The organism is Herbidospora sp. NBRC 101105 (assembly GCF_030269205.1).
GTDB classification, from domain to species: Bacteria; Actinomycetota; Actinomycetes; order Streptosporangiales; family Streptosporangiaceae; genus Herbidospora; species Herbidospora solisilvae.
The window spans coordinates 626697-647516 of record NZ_BSSX01000001.1; the positions used below are offsets into that span (position 1 = coordinate 626697).

A 20820-nucleotide genomic window follows, 5' to 3' on the forward strand; every position below is an offset into this window, starting at 1 on the left:
GGCCCCGCCTGCCGCGCGTAGCGTGATTTGCGAGGGAGGTTACATGGCTGCCGGTTCGGGGAGGTTCGCGGCCCTGATGAGAACATGTGAAGATCCGGCCATCGAGCTGGCCGAGGGTTTCACCAGCCGCGTGGTCGGCCGCACGGGCGAACGGGTCGGGGGGCTCACCTGGCACCAGGCGCCCGACGACGGCGCGTGCTTCGCCGACGGCGACGGCTGGATCTACGTCTCCAACTCCGAGATCCCGCTCCTCGGCGGGGTGTCGGCGCTGCGGTTCGGCCCCGACGGGTCGATCCGCTCCGGCTACCGCATCCTGTCGGGCACCGACAGCAACCGGGCCGGGGGAGCGACGTCGTGGAACACGTGGTTGTCGTGTGAGGACAGCAGCCGCGGCCGGGTCTTCGAGTGCGACCCCTACGGCCACTTCGCCGCGATGCCGCGCCTGGCCATGGGCCTGTTCCGGCACGAGAGCGCCGTGTGCGACGAGGTCGGCCAGGTGGTCTACCTGACCGAAGACCATCCCGAGGGCTGCCTCTACCGGTTCCGCCCCGACGACTGGCGCGACCTGACGACGGGGGTCCTGGAGGTCATGGTCGGCTCCGGCGCCGGGAAGGTGACGTGGTCGCGGGTCCCCAACCCCGCCGCCACCGACGCCCCCACCCGCGACCAGGTCGAGGGCGCGCTGCGCTTCGAGCGGGCCGGACGCTGCTCCACGTCGGGGGGCTACTGCTACTTCTCGACCGGCGACGACCGGGTGTGGTCGTACGACCCGTCGGCGGGCGAGCTCTCGGTCCTCTACGGGGCCGACCCGAGACTGCTGGCCGGACCGGGCGACCTGTTCGTCACCCGCGACGGCGAGATCAACATCATCGGCGACGACGGCGCGGTGACCCCGCTCCTGCGTGTCGGCGGCCCGGAGAAGTCGATCACCGGCCTGGCGTTCTCCCCCGATGGGGAGCGCCTCTACTTCTCCTCCCGGGAGGGCGGGATCACCTACGAGGTCACCGGCCCCTTCAAGGGCTGATCTCCTCGGTACGACCGCATCGGCCGAACCCAGATCGTCGTCGACGGTCTTGTTCAGGAGCCTCAGGTGCGGCCGAGAGGGCATACCCGGATCGCTGACCTGGTCCTCGTCATCCGGCCGCTGCGGCGCGGGCCGAGGCGGCGTCCCTGATCGCGGCCTCCACTTTCTCGCGTAGATCGCCGCCGACCCGGGCGTCGAGGGTGATGCGGCCGGGCGGTCCCGCCAGGGCGATGACGCGGGTGCCCAGCGTGGTCGCCTCGGTGACGTCGTGGGTGATGAACAGCACCGTCACCCCGGTGTCCCGCCAGAGTTCGCGGATCTCCTCCTGCATGCGTTCACGGGTGAAGGCGTCGAGGGCGCCGAAGGGTTCGTCCATCAGCAGGACCTTCGGGCGCGGCGCGAGCGCCCGCGCGATGGCGGCCCGCTGCCGCATGCCGCCGGACAGCTCGTAGGGCTTCAGCTTGGCCGCGCCTTCGAGCCCGGTCATGGCCAGCAACTCGGCGACCCGCTCCTTCCGGGCGGCCTTGGGCGACCGCCGCAGCCCGAATGCGATATTTCCGGACACGGACAACCACGGGAACAACCGGGGCTGCTGGAACACCACGCCCCGGGACGGCCCCGGCCCGCTCACCGGCGCCCCGTCGGCCAGCACGGTCCCGGCCGTCGGCGGGGCGAACCCCGCCACCAGGCTCAGCAACGTGCTCTTGCCGCAGCCCGACGGCCCGACCACGGTCAGGAACTCCCCTGCGGGGATGACCAGGTCGATCGGCCCGAGCGCCGGGCGGTCACGGTAGACCCGCGTCACCCCCCGCAGCTCGATCGCCGCCAAGCCGGTCACCGAGCCGCTCGCCGGCCCGCTCGCCGGCCCGCTCGCCGGCCCGCTCGCCGGCCCGCTCGCCGGTCCGCTGGTCGGTTCGCTGGTCGGTTCGCTGGTCGGTTCGCTGGTCGGTTCGCTGGTCGGTTCGCTGGTCGGTCCGGCCGCCGGTCCAGTCGCCGGTCCGGTCGCCTTGCCGGTTGTCGGGCCGCTCGTCGGGCCGCTCGCCGGGACTGCCGCCGGGCCGGGTTCCGTCGCCTCCACGACGGCGGAACCCGGGGTCTGGTCGGCCCTCGGGTCAGGGGAGGGCATTGGGCAGCAGGCCCTTCTGGAAAACCGTCAGGTCCGGGACCGCGTCGAGCTGTTTCTGGCCGGCCAGGAACTCCGCCGCGCTGCGCAGGTTCTCCGCCAGCTTGCCGGGCGCGTCGGCGGTGCCCAGGTAGTAGGGGGAGCGCTGCTCGGCGGCGTCGAGCAGGACGAGCTGGCCGAGCTGACGGCCGGCCTCGGCGGGGTCGAGGTTGAGCTGGCGGCCGATGGCCGCCGCCGCTGCCGCGGCGTCGGTGCGGGTCAGCTTGACCGCACGGTCCTGCTGCTTGAGCCACTCCTGGAGGATCTCGGGGTGCTTGTCGGCGAACTCGTTGCGGACCACCGCCAGGTCGGCGGTGAGCTTGCCCTTCCCGGCCAGCTCGCGGCTGGTGGCCAGGACGGCGCCGTCCTTCTCCAGTTCGGCCAGGACCGGCGTCCAGACGTAGGCGGCGTCGATGTCGCCGCGTACCCACGCGGCCTGGATGTCCGGCGGCTGGAGGTCGATGACCTTGGCGTCGGTCACGCCGGCCTCCTCCAGGACCGCCAGGAGGCTGTAGTGGGCGGTGGACGCGAACGGGGTCGCGATCGTCTTCCCGGCCAGGCCGGCGACCGAGGTGATCTCCTTCTTGGCGACCAGGGCCTCGTTGTCGCCGATCACGTCGAAGATCCACGGCACCCGGTAGGGGATGTTGAGCGGCGCCGACAGGCCGCGGGTCACCGGCGAGCTGCCGGCCAGGCCGATGTCGATCGCCCCGGCGATCATGGCCGTGTTGACGTCGCCGCCGGAGTCGAACTTGCTCCAGGTGATCTCGGTGTCCGGGAGCGCCTGCTCCAGCCACTTCTGGTCTTTCACGATCAGGTCGCCGTTGGGGATGAGCTGGTAGCCGATCCGCAGCGCGGTCTTGGCGGGTTCGCCGGCGGGGGCGGAGCAGGCCGTGGCCAGCACCAGCAGCGCCACTATGACGCGTTTCAAGGGGGCTCCTTCAGATGTGACGGCCGCGCCAGGGCACGAGCCGCCGGTCGAGCGTCTGCAGCAGGTAGTCGATGAGCAGGCCGGACAGGCCGATGACGATGATCCCCAGCACGACGACGTCGGTCTGGTTGTAGCGCTGGGCGTCGCGGACCATCCCGCCGATGCCGGGTACGCCGTTGACGGTCTCGGCGGCCACGACGGTCGTGTACGCCACCCCCACCGCCACCCGAACTCCGGTCACGATCTCGGGCAGGGCGCTGGGCAGCACCACCCGGTAGGGGATCTCCCACGGGCGGGCGCCCAGCGAGCGGGCGGCGTTCAGGTAGTCGTCGTGCACGCCCCTGACGGCGTCGGCGGTGGCGACGGCCACGGGCGGCAGCGCCGCGAGCAGCAGCAGCCACACCTTGGGCTCCTCGCCGATGCCGAACCAGATGACGAGCAGGCTCAGGTAGGCCAGCGGCGGCAGCGTGCGCACGAAGGTGACCAGCGGGTTGAGCAGCGTGCGCAGCACCGGGACGACCCCGATGAGCAGCCCGAGCACGATGCCGCCGCCGATGCCGTAGAGGCAGCCGAGGACGATCCGGCGCAGGCTGGCCAGCAGGTGACCGGCCAGGGTGTACCCGCTGTAGCCCTCGGTGGAGGTGCGCAGCAGCTGGTCCCAGACGGCGACCGGTTCCGGCACGAACACCGGCGGCCAGATCTTCAGCCAGGCCACCACCTGCCAGATCGCGAGCAGGAACAGGACGGCCCCGAGGCGCAGGGCGAGGTTCATCTGAGCAGCGGCAGCAGGAACTCGCCGGCCCGGATCGACTCCTCCAGGTGTGGCCAGCCCGACAGGATGAACTCGTCGAGACCGAGGGCGGCGTACTCGCGGATCAGCCGCGCGACCTCGGCGTACGACCCGACGAGCGCGGTTCCGGCGCCCTCGCGGACCAGCCCGACGCCTGCCCACAGCCCGGGGGAGATCTCCAGGTCGTCGGCGCTGCCGCCGTGGAGGCCGGCCATGCGGGCCTGGCCGACGGAGTCCATGCGGGCGAAGCGGGCCTGCGCGGCGGCGATCCGGTCGGGGTCCATGCCCGACAGCAGGTGCCGGGCGTACGCCCAGGCCTCCTCGGAGGTGTCGCGGGCGATGACGTGGAGGCGGATGCCGTAGCGCAGGGTGCGGCCGGTCTCGGCGGTGAGCTTGCGCATGCGCTCCAGGCGCTCGGCGATCATCGCCGGCGGCTCGCCCCACATCAGGTAGACGTCGGCGTGCTCGGCCGCGACCTTCTCGGCCGCCGGGGAGGCGCCGCCGAAGTAGATCTCCGGCGGGTTCGCCAGCGGCGTGGCCAGGCCCGCGTTCTCGACCCGGTAGTGCTCGCCGGTGAAGGAGAAGGGTTCGCCCTCCCAGGTCCGGCGCAGCACGTGGAGGTATTCGGCGGTGCGGGCGTAGCGCTCGTCGTGGTTCAGGAAGTCGCCGTAGGCGCGCTGCTCGGCGGGGTCGCCGCCGGTGACGACGTTGAGGCGCAGCCGCCCGCCGCTGATCTCCTGGAACGCCTCGGCCTGCTGGGCGAGCAGGGTCGGCAGGGTGAAACCGGGCCGGAAGGCGACCAGCAGGCCGATCCGGTCGGTGGTGGCCGCCACGGCCGCGCAGGTGACGAGCGGGTCGGGGCAGCCCAGGCCGACCGGGGTGAGCACGGCCTCGAAGCCGGCCGACTCGGACGCCTGGGCGACCTGGGTGAGATATCGGAGCGTGGGGTGCCGGACCGGCGCCGCGCCGGCCGCCACCGTGGTGGTCGCCGGGCGGACGTGGTGGCCGTCGCCCGAGGTCGGGAGGAACCAGTGGAACCGCATGCCGGGAGCATATTCCGCTAATTCCCATCAGTAAAGCGGGGAATGTCGCGCTCCCAGATCTCGTCCGTGAAACCGTCGCCCTGCTCGGTGCCGGTGACCTGGAATCCGGCCGCCTTGTAGATCCGCCGGGCGGAGGTCAGCACGTCGCGCGTCCAGAGCCGGATCCGCCTGTACCCGGCGTCGGCGGCGAACCGCATCACCTCCTCCACCAGCCGGGCGCCGACCCCGCGCCCGCGCGCCCAGGGCTCGACGAGCAGCAGCCGCAGCTGGGCCGTCTCGTCGTCGTTCCGGACGCAGAACACGCAGCCCGCCGGGCGGCCGTCGATCTCGGCGATCCACCCGGCCTGGCCCGGGTCGTCGCGGTGGTCGAGGAAGTCGGCGCAGATCCGCGCCACCAAGGCCTCGAAGCCGGGCCCCCAGCCCTGCTCGCGGGCGTAGATCGCGCCGTGCCGCTGCACCACCCAGCCGAGGTCGCCGGGCCGGGGCGGCCGGATGACCACGGCGCCGCTCTCGGGCCCGCCGCCGAGGATCTCCCTGATCGCGGCCATGCTGCCCAGCAGGCGCGGCAGGTCGGCCCCGTCGAGCAGCCCGGCGACCTGGGCCGCCGACTTCTCGTCCAGTTCCGTGTACGTCCTCCTCCCGGCCTCCGTGAGCGCCACGACCTGGCGGCGGGCGTCGTGACCGGCGCGTTCGCGGGTCACCAGCCCGTCGGCCTCCAGCCGGGCCAGCAGGCGGCTGAGGTAGCCGGCGTCGAGGCCGAGCGCCCGGCGGATCTCCCCGGTCTCCATGGGGCGGGGGGTCTGGCCCAGTTCGTACAGGACCCTGGCCTCGGTCAGCGAATAGGGCGAGTCGTGCATGCCGGGGCCGAGCACGCCGATGACCTCGGTGTAGAAGCGGTTGAACGCGCGGACCTCCGCGATCGGGTCCATTGCTCTCCTCAAGTAAACCGTTGACTCGGGCAACGATAAACCCGATGCGCTAGGGTTCGAAACCCGCCCGCCTTCTCGAAGGAGCGACGTGAGCACGGTCTACATCGGGGGTTACACACCCGACACCGGAGGGGCGGGGGCCGGCGTCACCGTCGCCGCCCGCGCCGAGACGGGCGCCCTGACCGAGGTCGGCGTCGCCGCCGTCTCCGGTCCCTCGTTCCTCGCCGCCCATCCGACGCTCCCGGTCCTGTACGCCGTCGGCGAGGCCCCCCACGGCACGATCACCGCCTTCACCGCGACAGACGACCCCGAGCGCCTGGCGACCCGGTCGAGCGGCGGCGACTCCCCGTGCCACGTGGCCGTCGCCGACCGATGGCTGGCCGTGGCCAACTACGGCGACGGCATGGTGGCCCTGCACGCGCTCGACGACGACGGCCTGTTCACCGGCCCGCCGCTGCTCTTCCCCGGCTACGGCTCGGGCCCCGACTCCGACCGCCAGCGCGGCCCCCACGCCCACCAGGCCGTCTTCGAGGCCGGCATCCTCCACGTCACCGACCTGGGCGCCGACCAGATCCGCCAGTGGCGGGTCCAGGCCGAGGTCACCGAGCTCGAACCGCTCGTGCTCACCCCCGGCACCGGCCCCCGCCACCTGACGAGCGCCCCCACCGGCTGGTTCGTCACCGGCGAGCTCGACGGCCAGGTCCACGCCTTCGACCCGAAGTGGCACCCGATCGGCCAGTTCCCGGCGAGCGGCCGCGACAGCGCCAACTACCCGTCGCACGTCCAGCTCCACCGCGACCGGCTCTACGTCGCCAACCGGGGCCCCAACACGATCAGCGTCTTCGACCCCGAGACGTTCAAGATGCTCGCCGAGGTCGACTGCGGCGGCGACTGGCCCCGCCACTTCGCGATCGACGGCGACGACCTCTACGTCGCCAACCAGCGCTCGGGGGGCGTGGCCTGCTTCCGGCTGACGGGCGGCGTGCCGGAGCCGACCGGCCACGTGCTGGCCGTGCCGACCCCGACCTGCGTCCTTCTCTAAGGAGCGTCCGGCAAGTTCTCGCAGAGCGGGTCCCGGGCGGGTCTCTCGTCGGCGTCGAGCGGCCCGCAGCGGACCAGCGGCGGCGTCGGCCTCTCCTCGACCTTCATGACGCCGACGGCCTTGTTCACCGGGTCGTGCCGTTCGCCGTGGCCGAAGTCGATGACGCCGCTCGACCCGTTCCACGCCGACGGGCCCGAAGTGCGGGCCAGGCGGTAGAGGACGTCGCCCCGGCTGGGCAGGTCGTCGCCCGGCCGGTAGGCGCGGTCGGCCGCGCGGTAGACGACGTCGACCGCGTCGTAGGTCAGGATCAGGTTGTCGTCGGCCGCGTCGGGGTGGGCGCCGTTCCGCAACGAGGTGACGAAGCCGGTCGGGTTGACGCCGACCCACATCTCCCGGCTGGCCAGCGCGACGTGGTAGACCTCGGTCTGCGTCATCGCGGCGATCTCGGCCCGGTGGTCGGCGACCACCCTGATCACGTCGTCGCCCGCGACCACCTTCAGCACCCCGGCGCCGCACGCGCTGCTGCCCTCCAGGGACTTCAGGAAGCCGACGAACTCGCGGGCGCGGCCGGCGTACATGAACACGTCGGCCCCGTGGTCGCAGGCCGCGGCGACCGCGCCCGACATGCCCTCGCCCGAGGCGCCGTAGGCGACCGGCGTGCCGACCTCGACGCCCTCGGCGGTGAGCGCCGTGGCGAAGTCGTCGGCCAGGTTGTTGGTGTAGGTGTCGTCGGCGGTGCCGTCCTGGACGATCACCGCGGTGTCCGCCCCGAGGGTGCGGCGGGCGAACCGGGCCGACAGGGTGGCCTCGCGGAAGTTGGTGGGGCCGACCCGGAAGAAGTAGGGCGAGGGACGGTCGCCCACGATGCCGAGGTCGTCGGCCGTGGCCGTGGTGGTCATGGCGGGGATCTTGGCGGCGTCGAACCGGTCGACCGCCTGCTCCACGCCGCCGACGCTGCGGCCCAGGCCCACCACCCCGACCAGGTGGGGGTCGTCGTCGGCCAGCCGCGCCACCAGGTCGGCGGCCCGGCCGCCGTGCACGAAGTTGTCGCCCGCGTTGACGATCAGGACGCGCAGGCGCAGCGGGTTCTGCAGGGTGCGCTGGTACTCCTCGGCGGCCGTCAGCTCCGAGACCATGCTGGGGAAGCGGGTGTCGTCCTGGGCGGTCTGCCGGACCGAGTACTCGCCGAACAGGGCCACGGTGACGTACTGCTCCGACTCGACGGCGTAGGCGTTGTTGGCGTCGATGCGCCGGACCAGGTCGGCGATCGGCTTGGCGAACAGGCCGTCGGGGGCGGGCTCGGTGGCGTTGACCACGCCCACGCACTCGCCGCCGACGCGGTCGACGTAGGGGAGGCCGCCGCAGTGGGCCGCGCGGTCGGACAGGTTGACCACGACGAACCCGATGATCAGGCCGGGCAGCACCGCCAGCACGACGGCCCAGTAGATCCACGCCCGCGCCTGGTGGGCGAGGGGGCGGAAGCGGTGCGGCACCCCGGGGTGGGCGGCGTGGTCGCCGGGCCCGATCACGAGCCGGACCGGCATCCGGCGGCCCCGGTGCTCCCGCCGCCACGTCGCGACGTGGCCGGTGATGTCGGCGAGCGGGGTCGCCGCGATCGGCCGGGGGTCGGCCAGCTCCTCGGGCACCGAGGCGACCACGACCACGGGGACCGGACGACCGGTCAGCGCGGCGGCGTCCTCCAGCAGCCGCAGGAACCGGGCGGTCACCCCATGGGGGTCGGCGATCTGTAATCGCAGCAGGCAGTAGAGCCCGCGCCCCCAGCTCGGCCACGGGATGCGCCATTTCTGGTACGCCTGCCGCAGGTCCTCGCACATGGCGTTGACCGCCAGCCGTTCGATCTCCTCGGGGCCGGCGTTGGCCAGCCGCAGCGCGTACCAGGCGAGCCTCTCCCACGGGTTGCGGCGCAGCACCGGCTGGCGGCGGAACCAGCCGTAGAAGAACCAGCCCCGGATCGTGGCGAGGCCCTGGCCGCCGATGCCGAGCACGGTCACGAGCGCGCCCAGCACCCACGGGATGACGCCGACCAGGTCGGTCGGCCCGGCCAGCAGCCAGACGACGATCGTGCCGATCGGCACCCAGGTCAGCGCGGCCCGGCCGATGAAGAAGTCGGCGACCAGGCGGAGCGAGGCGTCGGCGGGGCCGCGCCGGCGGTCGCGCAGCCGCCGGCGGAAGTCCTGGTAGCCCTCGTGGGACTGCGGTTCGGGCGCGTGGTGCTGCCCGGCGGCCCAGAGCACGAACTGGGCCAGCGGGAACCGGGGCGGCGGCAGGAACGAGCCGCCGACCGGCCGGCCGAGCTGGCCGCGCGGCCCGGCCAGCGCCGACACCAGCGCGAGCACCGACCCCTGCTCGCCGTCGCGGACCAGCGCGGTCGGCAGGTGGTCGACGAACGGGGCGGTCAGCTCGGCGACCACGGAGGGCCCGTCGTCGCCGGTCACCAGCACCACGGGCAACTGCTGGTCGCGCCGCCAGAACCAGGGCCGGCGCAGGAATCCGGCTAAATCGCCGCGCAGGTCGGCCGTCACCGCGTGGCCCACCCCCGCGAGCGGCTCACCGCGCGGAGCCAGTCGTCGTAGGCGCGCTCGTCGCGGGGGCCGGGCTCGAACCGCTTGTCGAGCCGCCAGGTGTGCTTGAGCTCCTCGCGGGTCGACCACACCCCCGCGCCCAGGCCGGCCAGGAAGGCCGCGCCGAGCGCGGTCGTCTCCTGGACCACCGGGCGTTCGACCGGGATGCCGAGCTGGTCGGCCTGGACCTGCATGAGCAGGTCGTTGGCGCTGCCGCCGCCGTCGGCCTTGAGCACGGTCACCCGCTCGGACATGGTGGCCACGATGTCGCGCACCTCGTAGGCGATCGCGTCGAGCGTGGCGCGGGCCAGGTGGGCCTTGGTCGTCCCCCGCGTGAGGCCGGTGATGGTGCCCCGGGCGTCGGGATCCCAGTGCGGCGCGCCCAGGCCGGTGAGGGCGGGCACGAACACCACGCCGCCCGCGTCGGGCACCGAGCGGGCCAGCTCCTCCGACTCGGCCGCCGTCCCGATCAGGCCGAGCCCGTCGCGCAGCCACTGGACCGCCGCGCCGGTCACGAAGATCGCGCCTTCGAGGGCGTAGGTCAGCTCGCCGGAGGGCTCCTGCCAGGCGACCGTGGTCAGCAGGCCCGCGTCGGAGGCCACCGCCTCGCGGCCGGTGTTGACCAGGACGAAGGAGCCGGTCCCGTACGTGCACTTGACGTCGCCGACCTCGAAGCAGGTCTGGCCGAACAGGGCGGCCTGCTGGTCGCCGGCCATGCCGCTGATCGGCAGGTCGAGGCCGAGGAAGTGGCCGGGGTCGGTGCGGGCGATCTCGCCGTAGTTGGGCACCACCTCGGGCAGCGCGCCGATCGGCACCCCGAACAGGTCGCAGAGCTCCGGAGACCAGGCGCCCGCGTGGATGTCGTAGAGAAGGGTGCGGGAGGCGTTCGACGGGTCGGTCACGTGGCGGGCGCCGCCGGTCAGCCGGGCCACCAGGTAGCTGTCGACCGTCCCGAGCGCCAGGTCCTTCGCCGCCCAGGCCTCCGGGTCGTGCTCGGCCAGCCAGGTCAGCTTGGTGCCGGTGAAGTAGGGGTCGAGCCGCAGGCCGGTGAGTTCGGTCACACGGGGCTCGTGACCTTCGTCACGAAGGCGGGCGCAGATGCCGGAGGACCTGCGGTCCTGCCAGACAATGGCATGACGCGGCGCGTCGAGGGTGGTGGCGTTCCACACCACCGCCGTCTCGCGCTGGTTGGTCAGTCCGACGCACCGCACAGTGGTGCTTGCCCTGGCCAGAGCGGTGCGGCAGGCTGCCAGCGTCGCGCGCCAGATGTCGTCGGGCGCGTGCTCGACCCATCCGGGTTCCGGGAACCGTTGTTCGAACTCCTGGTACCCGCGCGAGTCGATGTGGCCGTCCTCACCCACCACGAGTGCGGTCACACCGGTCGTACCAGCGTCTATCGCCAAAACCGCCACGGCGCCTCACTTTTTGGTCTAGACCATTGTTGCGCCGTCACGGCAGAATGCCACCGTCGGCGTCCAGACACAGTCTGGCCGCGCTATCTCATATGGAGGAACCCGACATGCGTATTGGAGTGCTCACCGGCGGCGGCGACTGCCCCGGTCTGAACGCCGTGATCCGGGCCGTGGTCCGCAAGGGCGTCACGGTCTACGGTCACGAGTTCGTGGGGTTCCGCGACGGCTGGCGCGGCCCGCTCGAGGGCGACACGATGCCCCTCGACGTTCAGTCCGTGCGCGGCATCCTGCCGCGCGGTGGCACCATCCTCGGCTCCTCGCGCACCAACCCGATCAAGATCGAGGGTGGCGTCGAGCGCATCAAGGAGAACCTTGCCGCGCAGGGTGTCGACGCCCTGGTGGCCATCGGCGGTGAGGACACCCTTGGCGTCGCCAAGCAGCTCTTCGACCGTGGCGTGAACGTCGTGGGCGTGCCGAAGACCATCGACAACGACCTGAACGCGACCGACTACACCTTCGGTTTCGACACCGCGGTGAACATCGCGATGGAGGCCATCGACCGCCTCCACACCACCGCCGAGTCCCACCACCGCGCCCTGATCTGCGAGGTCATGGGCCGCCACGCGGGCTGGATCGCGCTGCACGCCGGCATGGCCGCCGGGGCCAACGTCATCCTGATCCCCGAGAAGCCGTTCGACATCGACAAGGTCTGCGAGTACGTCGAGTCGCGCTTCAAGACCCGCTACGCCCCGATCATCGTGGTCGCCGAGGGCGCCCACCCGATCGACGGCCAGATGGAGCTGCAGGCCGGCGAGCTCGACGCGTTCGGCCACGTCCGCCTCGGCGGCATCGGCGACCGTCTCGCCCAGGAGATCGAGAAGCGCACCGGCAAGGAGGCCCGCACCACGGTCCTCGGCCACATCCAGCGCGGCGGCACCCCGACGGCCTACGACCGCGTGCTGGCCACCCGCTTCGGCCTCGCCGCGATCGACGCCGTCCACGAGGGCGACTTCGGCAAGATGGTCGGCCTGCAGGGCACCGAGATCGTGCGCAACGGCCTCGACGCCGCGACGGCCGAGCTGAAGACCGTGCCCGTCCACCGCTACGCCGAGGCCGAGGTGTTCTTCGGTTAAGCGAGAATCTGCCCGAAGGACAGGCGCGCCGCGCGGGACTACCTGCGCGGCGTGAACAGGTCGTCGCCGTCCTGCCTGCGCTGCGGCGCGGGCGGGGGCGGCGGCGTCGCCGGGGTGGTCCTGCGGTGCTGCAGGCGCTCCAGCAGTTCGCTGTCCTCCCGCATCTCGCGCGCCGAGGGCGAGAGCAGGATCGCCAGCAGCAGGCCCACGGTGATCAGGCTGATGCCGGCGATGAGCGGCAGCAGGAAGTCCATGGCCGCGGCGCCCCGGGGCACGTTGTCGCCGGGGGTGACGCTGAGGGCGTACATGCCGGTGTAGTGCATGCCCGTGACCGCCACGCCCATCATGAGGGCCGCGCCGGTGGTGGCCAGGGGGCCCTCGACCTTCAGGGTGAACCAGAGGGCGACGGTGGCCGCGACGATCGCGATCAGCACCGACAGCGCCACCATCACCGGGTCGAAGGCCAGGGTTCCCGACATGCTCATCGCGAACATGCCGATGTAGTGCATGGCGCCGACCCCGGCGCCGGCCAGCAGGCCGCCCGCGAGCAGCCGCGGGAGGCCGTCGCCCCGCGAGACGACGTGGAGTCCCCCGTAGACCACGCCGACCGCCACGATCGCCGAGATCGCGGTCAGCCCGACGTCGAAGCGGATCTCGCTGTCCACGTCGAAGCCCATCATGGCGATGAAGTGCATCACCCAGATGCCGGTGCCCCCGATGGCCAGCGCGCCCCCGGCCAGCCAGCGGTAGCGCGAGGCGCCCTGCGCCGACCGGGCCCTGGTCGTGAGGATGAGGCCGAGCAGTGAGCCGACGACGGACATCAGGTAGGCGAGGAGAGGAGTCAACGCTCCATGCGAGAAGTGGTTGATATGGGACATGCGTGCTCCTCGTTGTGGTTGCAACAAAATTATTGCACCGCTCCATACGGGAGGTTTGTCCGTTTCAAGGGTTCATGTGACGTTCGTTATGTAGTCGTACGATGACCGAAATGACCATCGAGACGCCCTTCTGGCGGGCGATCGCCGTCTACCGGTTCTGCTCGCTCGGCTACGCCGCCGTCCTGGTGATCGAGGCCGACGCCTACGGCAATCCGGGGCCCGCCTGGTCGGTGCTCGTCCTGATGACCGCCTGGACCGTGTTCGCCACCTACGCCTACTCCCGCGAGCGCCTGCGCGGCTGGCCGCTGCTGACCGCCGACCTCCTCGTCACCGCCGCCTGCCTGCTGTCGTCGATCTGGGTCCAGGGCTTCGACGGCCCGCGCGGCACCATGCCGATCACCGCCACCTGGGTGGCCGCCCCCGTGGTCGCCTGGGCGGTCTACGCGGGCCGCCGCGCGGGCGCCGCCGCGGCGGCGGTCATCGCCGTGCTGGACGTGTGGCTGCGCGGGGTCGGCGTGCTCGACCTGAACACCGTCCCGGTCAACGGCGCGGTCCTGCTGTTCCTGGCCGGCGTCGTGATCGGCCACGTCGCCCGCCTGGCCAAGCAGGCCGAGGCCCGCATGCAGCGGGCTGTCGAGATCGAGGCGGCCGGACGCGAACGCGAACGCCTGGCCCGCGGCATCCACGACTCGGTGCTGCAGGTCCTCGCCCTGGTCCAGCGCAGGGGCGCCGAGATCGGCGGCGAGGCGGCCGAGCTGGGCCGCCTGGCGGGCGAGCAGGAGGCCGTGCTGCGCGAGCTGGTCCGGACCGCGCCGCGGCCCCCGGCCGCCGAGTCGGCCGACCTCAACGACCACCTGCGCCGCCACGCCTCGGCCACGGTCACCGTCGCCACCCCCGCGACCCCCGTCGAGCTGCCCGCCCGCACCGTCGAGGAGCTGTCGGCCGCCGTCGGCAACGCGCTCGACAACGTGCGGCGGCACTGCCCCGAGGGGACCAGGGCGTGGATCCTCGTCGAGGCCGAGGACGGCGCCGTGACGGTGACCGTCCGCGACGACGGCCCCGGCATCCCCGAGGGCCGCCTGGAGGAGGCCGAGCGGCTGGGCCGCCTGGGCGTCTCACAGTCGATCCGGGGCCGGGTGGCCGCTCTGGGCGGCCGGGTCACGATTGTCTCCTCCCCTGATGGCACCGAGATCGAGATGGTTATCGTGGCGCCATGAGCGTGCGCGTCATGGTCGTCGACGACCACCCGATGTGGCGGGAGGGCGTGGCCCGCGACCTCGCCGAGGCCGGCTACGAGATCGTGGCGACCTGCGGCGAGGGCCGCCAGGCGCTCCGGGTGGCGGCGGCCGTCCGGCCCGACGTGGTGGTGCTCGATCTCCAGCTCCCCGACCTGCGCGGGGTCGAGGTGGCCCGGGGCCTCGGGGCCTCGGAGCACCCGCCGAAGGTGCTGGTGCTGTCGGCCAGCGCCGAGCACGACGACGTGCTGGAGGCGGTGAAGGCGGGCGCGTCGGGCTACCTGGTGAAGTCGGCGAGCCAGGCCGACTTCCTGGAGGCGGTGGCCCGCACCGCCCAGGGGGACGCGGTCTTCACGCCGGGCCTGGCCGGGCTGGTACTGGGGGAGTACCGCCGCCTGGCGGCCCAGCCGAAGGCCGCCGAGGAGGGCCCCCGGCTGACCGACCGGGAGACCGAGGTGCTGCGGCTGGTGGCGAAGGGGCTGTCGTACAAGCAGATCGCCGAACGGCTCGTGTTGTCGCACCGGACGGTCCAGAACCACGTGCAGAACACCCTCAGCAAGCTCCAGCTGCACAACCGCGTCGAGCTGGTCCGCTACGCGATCGAAAAAGGTCTGGCGGACCTCGACTAGAGTTAAAAGGTTCCCGCCAGTCTTTCCCGAAGGATCGTCGCCATGACCATGACCGCTCTGGGTGAGCCCTGTGTGCTGCTCAAACTGGGCGAGATCGTCCTGAAAGGAAAGAACCGGGAACAGTTCGAGGTCCGGCTGCGCGCGAACATCAAACACGCCCTGTCGGGCTTTCAGATCGACCTGCGCCAGCGTCACGGCGTGATCGCCCTGTTCCTGCCCGAGGGCACCGGCGTCGAGGTCGCCGAGGCGGTCGCCAAGCGGGTCAGCGAGGTGCCCGGCATCGTCCTGGTCCACCTGGCCTGGCGAGTCGCCAAAGACCCCTCGGTCGTCACCAAGGCCGCCCTCGAACTGGTCAGGGAGACCCCCGAGGCGGCCCGCAAGGCCACCTTCGCGGTCCGCTCGCGCCGCCGCGACAAGCGCTTCCCGATGACCTCCGCCGAGCTCGACCGGCACGTCGGCAGCGAGATCAACGACACCTACGGCCTGCCGGTCAACCTGAAGAACCCCGAGCTCACCGTCTCGATCGAGGTCGACCGCGACGAGGTCTTCGTCTACGTCGACAACCGTCCCGGCCAGGGCGGCCTCCCCGTGGGCACCAGCGGCCGGGGCCTGGCGCTGCTGTCGGGCGGCATCGACTCCCCGGTGGCCGCCTACCGCATGATGCGCCGCGGCCTGCGGGTCGACTTCCTGCACTTCTCCGGCATCCCGTTCACCACGACCGAGTCGATCTACAAGGCCTACGCCCTGGTCCGCCGCCTCGACGCCTTCCAGGGCCGCTCACGGCTCTGGGTGGTGCCGTTCGGCAAGGCCCAGCAGTCGATCCGCACCTCCGGCAGCGACCGCCTGGCGATGATCGCCCAGCGCCGCCTGATGCTGAAGACCGCCGAGGAGGTCGCCCACCGCCACAAGGCGACCGCCCTGATCACCGGCGACTCCCTCGGCCAGGTCTCGTCCCAGACGATGGCCAACATCGCGGCCCAGGACAGCGCGACCGACCTGCCGATCCTGCGGCCCCTGATCGGGCTCGACAAGATGGAGGTCATCGCCGAGGCCCGCCGCATCGGCACCCTGGCCATCTCCGAGCTGCCCGACGAGGACTGCTGCACGATCCTGGCCTCCCGCCAGCCCGAGCTGGCCGCCAAGATCGAAGACCTGAAGCTGATCGAGAAGCGGCTCGACGCCGAGGAGCTCGCGGTGCAGCTGGCCGACTCGATCCAGGCCTACAAGCTAGAGTCCTGACCGCCTGACCGGGCTGAACAGGCCGCCGACCGCGGTCAGCACCAGCCCGGCCCCCATCACCGCCACGACCGGCGCCACGCCCCGCCCGGCCGCCGTGAACGTCGCCAGCGTCGCCCCGGCCGGGCCCAGGGCGAAGTGGATGGTCCAGAACGCCGCCGTCACCCGGCCGAGCAGGTGGGCCGGGGTGATCTCCTGCCGCAGCGACATCGAGCAGATCGCCCCGACCGAGATCGCCAGGCTGAACACCGCCATCAGCGCGCCGATCCCGGCCACGCCCGGCGCGAGGGCGATCAGGGTCACCGCCAGCCCGGCCAGGGCGGTCGACCACAACCACGTCGGGCCGAAACCGAGCCGTCCGCGCACCCGCGCCACCGCCATCGACCCGATGATCGTGCCGATCGCGCCCGCGCCCAGCACGTAGCCCACCACCGCGTCCGGCTGCTCCAGGTTCTGCTTCAGGTGGAAGACGACCAGGTCGTCGAGGCCCGCCGTCAGGAAGATGAGCGCCGTCAGCAGGATCGTCATGGTCCGCAGCACCGGGTTCCCGAGCAGGAACCTGGCCCCGGCCAGCCGGCCGCCGCTCTTCTCTCTCGTGTACGGCCTCAGCCGGATGAACCGCAGCCCGAACGCCGAGACCAGGAAGGTGACCGAGTCCAGCCCGATCGCCGCGGCGGGGCCGAACGCCCCCGAGACGACGCCCGCCAGGGCGGGGCCCGCCACTCCGGCCACGGCGAAGATCCCGTACAGGATGCCGTTGGCCCGGGTGATGTCGCCCGGGTCGACGATCGACGGCAGGACGGTCACATAGGCCACGTTGAAGACCATGCCGAGCACGGCCGCCAGGGGGACGATCACGTAGAGCGGCCAGATCACCGGTGTCACCCACCACAGGACCGGGATCAGGCCGTACAGGAGGAAACGGCCGACGTCGCACACGACCAGGACGCGCCGCCGGTCGAACCGGTCGACGATGCCTCCGGCGAACGTGCCGGTCACGACGGAGGCGACGCCCGTCAGCGCGGTGAGCACGCCCATCTGGGCGACGGACCCGGTCGCGTGCAGCGCCAGGAGCGGCACCGCCACGGTCGAGAACGCGTCGCCCAGCACGGACAACGTCTGAACACCGAGCAGCAGGACAAAGTTCTTGTTCTTATATAGATCCCCCGCAAACGCCACGGGGGCGCACGCTACACCGCCACCGACTCCCCGGCCAGGTTCGCGGCCTGGGTGCGGCCGAGCAGCGGCGGGAACTCGCGCATGATCCTCGCCAGTTCCTCCAGGTCGCCGTCGACCAGGGCCTGCGGGCCGTCGCAGAGGGCCTGCTCGGGGTGCGGGTGGACGTCGATGATCACGCCGTCGGCGCCCACCGCGATCGCCGCCCGGGTGAGCGGCAGCACCAGGTCACGCCGCCCGCCCGAGTGGGACGGGTCGATGATCACCGGCAGGTGGGAGAGCCGCTGCGCAACCGGCACGGCCGACACGTCGAGGGTGTTGCGGGTCGCCGTCTCGAAGGTGCGGATGCCGCGCTCGCAGAGCACGATGTCGAGGTTGCCGCGCTGGGCGATGTACTCGGCCGACATCAGCCACTCCTCGATGGTCCCGCTCATGCCGCGCTTCAGCATGACCGGCTTCCCGGCCGCGCCGACCGCCTGCAGGAGCGCGAAGTTCTGCGTGTTGCGGGTGCCGACCTGCAGCATGTCCGCGTACGACGCCACGAGCGGCACGTCGTGGGCGTCGACCACCTCGGTCACGATCGGCAACCCGGTCTTCTCCCGGACGTCGGCCAGGATGCGCAGCCCCTGCTCGCCGAGGCCCTGGAAGGCGTACGGCGAGGTGCGCGGCTTGAACGCGCCGCCGCGCAACAGGGTGGCCCCGGCGGCCTTGGCCATCTGGGCGGCCTCAAGCGTCTGCTGCGGCGTCTCGACCGCGCACGGCCCCGCGATGAGGGTGACCGTGTCGGGCCCGATCGGCACTCCGCCCACCCGGACCGTCGACCGGACGGGATGGTTGTCGCGGCTCACGAGCTTGAAGGGGGTGGACACGCGCATCACGTCGGCGACGCCGCGCTGACCGCGCAGATTGAGGCTGGCGAACTGTTCCACGTCGCCGATCAGCCCGATGATCGTGCGGCTCACGCCGCGGGACACGAACGCCTCACCACCCGCCGACGCGACGAGCGCGACGACCTCGGTGATGTCTTCCTGGGTGGCCTCGGGGGCCATGACGATGACCATGATTTCTCCTTAACACGCGAAAAGCCCCGGGTCCTAGATCGGACCCGGGGCTTTTCGACCGCCTGTGGCTGCTAGCGCACAACCTCATGGCGAACGGTCCTCACGGGTCCGTCGCCATACCAAAACGAGATCGCGCCAAGCATGGTCGAAATATATCGCACAACCCTGATGCGGGCGCACCGCGGGGCGGGTGACAGGATGGGCGGGTGCCGGAGACGCCCGAGGAGGAGAACCGGCTGCCCCCGGGGCAGTACGTCCCGCGCGGCAGGCCGGTGATGCACTACGGCAGGGTGCCGACGTTCCGGCCCGCGACCTGGCGCCTGCAGATCTTCGGCGCCACCGCGTCCGGCGAACAGCACTTCCTGACCTGGGACGACTTCGGCCGGCTGCCGCGTTCGACGGTGCTGGCCGACTTCCACTGCGTGACCAAGTTCTCGATCATGGGCAACGAGTGGACCGGCGTGCCCGCCTCGGCGTTCCTGGCCGCCGTGCCGCCCGCCGACGGGGTCGCCCACGTGATGATCTGGGCCGAGTACGGCTACAGCGCCAACGTCCGCATGAGCGACTTCGACCGCGACTCGACCCTCTTCGCGACCGAGCTCGACGGCAAGCCGCTCAGCCCCGAGCGCGGCCACCCCGTCAGGGCCGTGGTCCCTCATCTGTACGCCTGGAAGAGCGTCAAGTGGGTGCGCGCCATCGAATACCTGACCGACGACCGGCGCGGTTTCTGGGAGGACCGGGGCTACCACAACGTCGCCGACCCCTGGCGCGAGCAGCGCTACTCATACCAGGAGGACCCGGGCGAGGGCCCGCCCTAGCCCGGCCGGGAGGTCTAGTCTCGCCCGGGTGTGCTGCTTCGACGTGCCCTTCCGGCTCACTCCCGAGGCCGCCCGAGCGGCCCTGCCCCACCTGGAGCGGGCCGTCGGCGCCCCGTTGACGATCACCTCCGCGACGGAGGTCCTGGCGGGCCGCGCCGACGGCTGGGACGCGGCGGCGGCGGCCATGCGGGGCAGGCCCTCAGACGGCGCGCTGCCCTTGACGATCATGGGCGCGGTGGTCGGCGCCCTGGTGGTCCACGGTCCGGCTCCGAGATCGGCCCGCGAGCGGGCGGCCTGGCATCGAGCCCGGCCCGCCGGCCTGGAAACCGGCGAGCTCGGTCCGGTGATCGCCCCCGACGTGGTCCGCGACCTCCGCAACGCGGCCCGGTGGTTGTCCGACCAGCTCGATCTGGATCATCTGCGGAGGAAGATCGCCCACGAGTCGATCCCGGTGGAGCTGGGGGGCCGGACGAAGTTCATCGACCCCGGCGCCGTCTGGTTCGCCGAGGCGCGCGGCGACTACGTCAGGCTCCGGACCGCCGAGGGCGGCTTCCTGGTCCGCACCTCGATGGCCGCGCTGGAGCAGCGGTGGGCGGAGGCCGGGTTCATCCGGGCCCATCGGTCCACGCTCGTCAACGCCCGCCACGTCAGCGAGCTGAGGTTCGCCGACGGGCGGGCGCTGCTGCTGGTCGGGACCGAGACGCTGCCGGTCGCGCGGCGGCTCGCGCGGGAGGTCAGGGAGCGGCTGACCGCTCGTCGCGCCTGACACGCCGTCTGTCGTGATCGGCCGGTGTGGCGCTGACCTGGGAAATAAGGTTGCGGTCACGGATCCGGTCGTTCGGGGGACGGCCGGATCCGCCCGCTATCCGCGGAGTTTCTTCAGCAGGTCGATGTCTTCGCGGTGCTTGTCGGCCTTGCCGGGCGTCTCGATGCACAGCGGCACCCCGGCGACCGCCGGATGGCGCATGATCTCGGCGAACCCCTGGGCCCCGATGTGGCCCGCGCCGATGTTCTCGTGGCGGTCCTTCTTCGCGCCCAGCACGTCTTTGGAGTCGTTGGCGTGGATCAGCTTCAGCCGGCCCGGCGCGACCGCGTGGAGGGCGTCGAAGGTCTCGCGCACGCCCTCGGCGGTCGACAGGTCGTGGCCCGCGGCGAAGGCGTGGCAGGTGTCGAGGCAGACGCCCGCCTTCGGGTGCCACTCCAGCGCCGACAGGTAGGGGCCGAGGTCCTGGACGGTCGCGCAGAGCATCTGGCCCTGCCCGGCCATCGGCTCCAGCAGCAGGTCGGGACCGTCGTCGGGGATCTCCTCCAGCAGGGGGAGCAACTGGTCGCGCAACTGCCGGAACGCCGCCTCGCGCGGCTGGCTGACCGCCGAGCCGGTGTGGACGACCACGCCCAGCGCCCCGACCTCGCGGCCCCGCCGCAGCGTGTGGCGGACCGAGGCGATCGAGTTCTCCAGCGTCGCCTCGGTCGGCGAGCCGAAGTTGATCAGGTAGTTCGCGTGGACGTAGACCGGCAGGCCGGACGCCCGGAGTTTGGCGTCCTCGTCGGGGTTGCCCTCGTTGAGGGCCCAGCCGCGCGGGTTGGTGACGAAGACCTGGGCCATCTCGGCGCCGATCTCGGCGGCGTACCTCAGCCCTCCGGTGGCCAGGCCGCCAGCCACCAGGACGTGGCCGCCGATCGCGTTTCCAGTGCTCATAGTGGGATCAGGTTACCCGGGGGTTTCGGCGGTTTGTGGC

The 20820-nt window shown here is 72.1% G+C and carries 19 protein-coding genes; 8 read left to right on the top strand and 11 right to left on the bottom strand.

Features of this window, described 5'->3' with window-relative positions; all coding sequences use genetic code 11:
- The first annotated feature begins 76 nt into the window (after window positions 1-76).
- Window positions 77-1024, top strand: coding sequence for an alkaline phosphatase PhoX (locus QSK34_RS02860; protein ID WP_285579548.1), 948 nt, complete (start codon window positions 77-79; stop codon window positions 1022-1024).
- 109 nt (window positions 1025-1133) lie between these two features.
- Here QSK34_RS02860 and QSK34_RS02865 read toward each other — a convergent pair whose 3' ends face one another.
- The 5 genes from QSK34_RS02865 to QSK34_RS02885 are packed head-to-tail and all read right to left on the bottom strand — an operon-like array spanning window position 1134 to window position 5879.
- Entirely contained in the window at window positions 1134-2150 is a 1017-nt protein-coding gene (locus QSK34_RS02865; RefSeq protein WP_285579551.1) for an ABC transporter ATP-binding protein, read from the bottom strand.
- Entirely contained in the window at window positions 2137-3117 is a 981-nt protein-coding gene (locus QSK34_RS02870; RefSeq protein WP_285579553.1) for a taurine ABC transporter substrate-binding protein, read from the bottom strand. Before QSK34_RS02870 ends, QSK34_RS02865 begins: the two co-directional genes overlap by 14 nt.
- Before the next feature lie 10 nt (window positions 3118-3127).
- Window positions 3128-3889 (bottom strand): ABC transporter permease, encoded by a 762-nt coding sequence (locus QSK34_RS02875; protein WP_285579554.1) that lies wholly within the window; start codon window positions 3887-3889, stop codon window positions 3128-3130.
- Window positions 3886-4950: an LLM class flavin-dependent oxidoreductase gene (locus tag QSK34_RS02880; protein ID WP_285579556.1), complete on the bottom strand. Its 1065-nt coding sequence runs from the start codon at window positions 4948-4950 to the stop codon at window positions 3886-3888. Before QSK34_RS02880 ends, QSK34_RS02875 begins: the two co-directional genes overlap by 4 nt.
- A 17-nt stretch (window positions 4951-4967) precedes the next feature.
- Window positions 4968-5879, bottom strand: a complete 912-nt coding sequence (locus QSK34_RS02885) for a bifunctional helix-turn-helix transcriptional regulator/GNAT family N-acetyltransferase (RefSeq protein WP_285579558.1) — start codon at window positions 5877-5879, stop codon at window positions 4968-4970.
- Between the two features lie 88 nt (window positions 5880-5967).
- Between QSK34_RS02885 and QSK34_RS02890 the strand changes: the two genes are divergently transcribed.
- On the top strand, window positions 5968-6921 hold the full coding sequence (locus QSK34_RS02890) for a lactonase family protein (RefSeq protein ID WP_285579560.1): 954 nt from the start codon (window positions 5968-5970) through the stop codon (window positions 6919-6921).
- On the opposite strand, the gene QSK34_RS02895 is transcribed toward QSK34_RS02890, so the two are convergent.
- Window positions 6918-9476, bottom strand: coding sequence for an ABC transporter substrate-binding protein (locus QSK34_RS02895; RefSeq protein ID WP_285579562.1), 2559 nt, complete (start codon window positions 9474-9476; stop codon window positions 6918-6920). The two genes, QSK34_RS02890 and QSK34_RS02895, sit on opposite strands and share 4 nt — an antisense overlap.
- Window positions 9461-10915, bottom strand: a complete 1455-nt coding sequence (locus tag QSK34_RS02900) for an FGGY family carbohydrate kinase (RefSeq protein ID WP_285579564.1) — start codon at window positions 10913-10915, stop codon at window positions 9461-9463. The genes QSK34_RS02895 and QSK34_RS02900 overlap by 16 nt, the downstream gene beginning before the upstream one ends.
- A gap of 107 nt (window positions 10916-11022) precedes the next feature.
- On the opposite strand from QSK34_RS02900, the gene QSK34_RS02905 reads away from it, so the two are divergent.
- Complete coding sequence (locus QSK34_RS02905) at window positions 11023-12048, top strand: 6-phosphofructokinase (RefSeq protein WP_062342535.1); 1026 nt, start codon at window positions 11023-11025, stop codon at window positions 12046-12048.
- A gap of 38 nt (window positions 12049-12086) precedes the next feature.
- Here the strand turns inward: QSK34_RS02905 and QSK34_RS02910 are convergent, their stop codons facing one another.
- Complete coding sequence (locus tag QSK34_RS02910; RefSeq protein ID WP_285579569.1) at window positions 12087-12893, bottom strand: MHYT domain-containing protein; 807 nt, start codon at window positions 12891-12893, stop codon at window positions 12087-12089.
- Between the two features lie 143 nt (window positions 12894-13036).
- On the opposite strand from QSK34_RS02910, the gene macS reads away from it, so the two are divergent.
- The 3 genes from macS to thiI are packed head-to-tail and all read left to right on the top strand — an operon-like array spanning window position 13037 to window position 16029.
- Window positions 13037-14143, top strand: a complete 1107-nt coding sequence (gene macS / locus QSK34_RS02915) for a MacS family sensor histidine kinase (RefSeq protein ID WP_285579572.1) — start codon at window positions 13037-13039, stop codon at window positions 14141-14143.
- Window positions 14140-14790, top strand: coding sequence for a response regulator (locus QSK34_RS02920; RefSeq protein ID WP_062351398.1), 651 nt, complete (start codon window positions 14140-14142; stop codon window positions 14788-14790). Before macS ends, QSK34_RS02920 begins: the two co-directional genes overlap by 4 nt.
- A 42-nt stretch (window positions 14791-14832) precedes the next feature.
- Window positions 14833-16029: a tRNA uracil 4-sulfurtransferase ThiI gene (gene thiI / locus QSK34_RS02925; protein ID WP_285579575.1), complete on the top strand. Its 1197-nt coding sequence runs from the start codon at window positions 14833-14835 to the stop codon at window positions 16027-16029.
- On the opposite strand, the gene QSK34_RS02930 is transcribed toward thiI, so the two are convergent.
- Together QSK34_RS02930 and aroF are read right to left on the bottom strand one after the other, a co-directional pair.
- On the bottom strand, window positions 16018-17205 hold the full coding sequence (locus tag QSK34_RS02930) for an MFS transporter (RefSeq protein WP_285579576.1): 1188 nt from the start codon (window positions 17203-17205) through the stop codon (window positions 16018-16020). The two genes, thiI and QSK34_RS02930, sit on opposite strands and share 12 nt — an antisense overlap.
- An 11-nt stretch (window positions 17206-17216) precedes the next feature.
- Window positions 17217-18263, bottom strand: coding sequence for a 3-deoxy-7-phosphoheptulonate synthase (aroF, locus tag QSK34_RS02935; protein ID WP_285579578.1), 1047 nt, complete (start codon window positions 18261-18263; stop codon window positions 17217-17219).
- Between the two features lie 275 nt (window positions 18264-18538).
- Between aroF and QSK34_RS02940 the strand changes: the two genes are divergently transcribed.
- Window positions 18539-19081, top strand: a complete 543-nt coding sequence (locus QSK34_RS02940; RefSeq protein WP_285582010.1) for a molybdopterin-dependent oxidoreductase — start codon at window positions 18539-18541, stop codon at window positions 19079-19081.
- 28 nt (window positions 19082-19109) lie between these two features.
- On the top strand, window positions 19110-19847 hold the full coding sequence (locus tag QSK34_RS02945; RefSeq protein WP_285579579.1) for a LytR/AlgR family response regulator transcription factor: 738 nt from the start codon (window positions 19110-19112) through the stop codon (window positions 19845-19847).
- A gap of 96 nt (window positions 19848-19943) precedes the next feature.
- Here QSK34_RS02945 and QSK34_RS02950 read toward each other — a convergent pair whose 3' ends face one another.
- On the bottom strand, window positions 19944-20780 hold the full coding sequence (locus tag QSK34_RS02950; protein ID WP_285579584.1) for a deoxyribonuclease IV: 837 nt from the start codon (window positions 20778-20780) through the stop codon (window positions 19944-19946).
- Window positions 20781-20820 lie beyond the last annotated feature (40 nt).

Excerpts from the sequence above, each read along its gene's own strand:
- QSK34_RS02860 (WP_285579548.1), top strand. The coding sequence starts at position 77 with ATGAGAACATGTGAAGATCCGGCCATCGAGCTGGCCGAGGGTTTCACC.
- QSK34_RS02865 (WP_285579551.1), bottom strand. The coding sequence starts at position 2,150 with ATGCCCTCCCCTGACCCGAGGGCCGACCAGACCCCGGGTTCCGCCGTC.
- QSK34_RS02875 (WP_285579554.1), bottom strand. The coding sequence starts at position 3,889 with ATGAACCTCGCCCTGCGCCTCGGGGCCGTCCTGTTCCTGCTCGCGATC.
- QSK34_RS02880 (WP_285579556.1), bottom strand. The coding sequence starts at position 4,950 with ATGCGGTTCCACTGGTTCCTCCCGACCTCGGGCGACGGCCACCACGTC.
- QSK34_RS02885 (WP_285579558.1), bottom strand. The coding sequence starts at position 5,879 with ATGGACCCGATCGCGGAGGTCCGCGCGTTCAACCGCTTCTACACCGAG.
- QSK34_RS02905 (WP_062342535.1), top strand. The coding sequence starts at position 11,023 with ATGCGTATTGGAGTGCTCACCGGCGGCGGCGACTGCCCCGGTCTGAAC.
- macS (WP_285579572.1), top strand. The coding sequence starts at position 13,037 with ATGACCATCGAGACGCCCTTCTGGCGGGCGATCGCCGTCTACCGGTTC.
- QSK34_RS02920 (WP_062351398.1), top strand. The coding sequence starts at position 14,140 with ATGAGCGTGCGCGTCATGGTCGTCGACGACCACCCGATGTGGCGGGAG.
- thiI (WP_285579575.1), top strand. The coding sequence starts at position 14,833 with ATGACCATGACCGCTCTGGGTGAGCCCTGTGTGCTGCTCAAACTGGGC.
- aroF (WP_285579578.1), bottom strand. The coding sequence starts at position 18,263 with ATGGTCATCGTCATGGCCCCCGAGGCCACCCAGGAAGACATCACCGAG.
- QSK34_RS02940 (WP_285582010.1), top strand. The coding sequence starts at position 18,539 with ATGCACTACGGCAGGGTGCCGACGTTCCGGCCCGCGACCTGGCGCCTG.
- QSK34_RS02950 (WP_285579584.1), bottom strand. The coding sequence starts at position 20,780 with ATGAGCACTGGAAACGCGATCGGCGGCCACGTCCTGGTGGCTGGCGGC.